We start from the raw sequence: 574 nt of genomic DNA, 5'->3' as shown, positions 1-574 counted from the left end.
TCGTCGACCACGGACGCGGCGGCAGCGGAGAGCCGGTCGCAGGGCTGCTGCGGCCGGGCAGGGCGGGCAGCAACACCGCCGCCGACCACATCGCCACCACCCGCCTGGCGCTGGCCCAGCTGCCGAGGAAGTTCCGGCGCGGTCGGCGCACCCTGATCCGCACCGACTCCGCCGGCGGTACCCACACGTTCCTCGACTGGCTCACCGCGCGCGGCCGGTGGCTGTCGTACTCGGTGGGCATGACCATCACCGAGCAGATCCATCGGGCGGTGCTGAAGATCCCCGCTTCGGCGTGGACGCCAGCCGTCGAACCCGGCGGCCAGATCCGTGACGGTGCCTGGGTCGCCGAACTCGCCGGAGATGTACTGGACAGCTGGCCCAAGGGCATGCGGCTGATCGTCCGCAGGGAACGCCCGCACCCCGGCGCCCAGTTGCGCTTCACCGACGCCGACGGCATGCGCCTGACGGCGTTCGCCACCAACACCCAGGACACCGCGATCGCGGCGCTGGAGCTGCGGCACCGCCAGCGGGCCCGCGCCGAGGATCGCATCCGCGCGGCCCGCGCCACCGGCCT

The 574-nt window shown here is 73.7% G+C and carries 1 protein-coding gene; it reads left to right on the top strand.

The features are described from left to right. A partial coding sequence (locus RKE29_RS30325; RefSeq protein WP_312008905.1) for a transposase occupies positions 1-574 on the top strand: 574 nt, incomplete at both ends.

The sequence above is a fragment of the Streptomyces sp. B1866 genome (assembly GCF_031932565.1).
Taxonomy (GTDB): Bacteria; Actinomycetota; Actinomycetes; order Streptomycetales; family Streptomycetaceae; genus Streptomyces.
Note: the sequence above shows the minus strand (reverse complement) of the source record. Positions and strands in the feature narration are given on the sequence as shown.